We start from the raw sequence: 1,005 nt of genomic DNA on the forward strand, positions 1-1,005 counted from the left end.
GGGGGGGGGGGGGCCCCCCCCGCGCCCGCCCCCCCGGCGGGCGCACTTCCCGCGGGCCCTGGACGGCGGCGCCCCGATCGCGGTCGCCGAGGACCTGGTGCAGCGCGCCGAGCAGCGGCTCGGCCACGACCTGCCCGCGGACTACCGGGGCTTCCTCAAGGCCGCGGGCGGCCGCGGCCCCGCCGGGGTCGCCCTGGACGTCGACTGCGGCATCCTGCTCGACCAGCCGTTCCTGACGCTCAGCGAGGAATACGGCATGCACGACCTGGTGTACGCCAACAAGTGCCTGCGCGACCACCTCACCAAGGACTACCTGGGCATCGCCTACGTCCAGGGCGGCCTGCTGGCGCTGAAGGTGCGCGGCGAGCGGACCGGCTCGGTCTGGTTCTGCCCGTACGACGACGCCCGCGACAGCGGCGGCGCCGAGTCGCCGGAGGAGCGCGTGGCGCGGCTGCTGCTGCCCTGCGGGGAGAGTTTCGACGCGTTCCTGCTCCGGCTGGCGGGCAGCCCGCCGGAGCTGGAGACGGTCGCGGGGCTGATGGTGGACGGCGGGTTCGCCCGCGCCGTCCCGGTGAACTGAGCAACGGAGGGGTGAGCCGGGCGTGGTGACGTACGCGCAGGCGCAGGAGATCGCCGACGACTGGATCAACGGCGGTGTGCCGCGCTCGAAGCAGCGCGAGGTACGGGTGCGGGAGTTCGACCTCGGCTTCGTCTGCTGGGCGGTGGAGAGGGCCGGCGAGGAGCCGGCCGCCGGCGGCGAGGTGCGGCTGGTGATCGCACGGGACAGCGGGGCGAGCACGCTCTGGCCGCCGCTGCCCGTCAACGAGGTGGTCCGCCGCTTCGAGGAGGTGTACGGCGGGCGGACCGAGCCCAACCCGGCCGGCGCCGCCAAGCCGGTGCCCGGCGCGGTGGAGGCCACGTCCTTCCTGCTGAGCCCGCCGCAGTGGCTCCAGGAGGCCGGCGCCGCGGCGATCGCGGCGGAGGCGGCCCGGCTCGGCACCGCGG

The 1,005-nt window shown here is 76.2% G+C and carries 1 protein-coding gene and 1 pseudogene; both read left to right on the top strand.

The genetic code is table 11. The features are described from left to right. Positions 1–580 (top strand): SMI1/KNR4 family protein (locus ACFV0G_RS39655; RefSeq protein ID WP_380558881.1); only part of this gene is annotated, 580 nt, incomplete at its 5' end. 22 nt (positions 581–602) lie between these two features. Further along, a pseudogene (locus ACFV0G_RS39660) lies at positions 603–1,005 on the top strand (hypothetical protein); the annotation flags it as partial.

It is taken from the genome of Kitasatospora sp. NPDC059571 (assembly GCF_042735675.1).
Taxonomy (GTDB): domain Bacteria; phylum Actinomycetota; class Actinomycetes; order Streptomycetales; family Streptomycetaceae; genus Kitasatospora.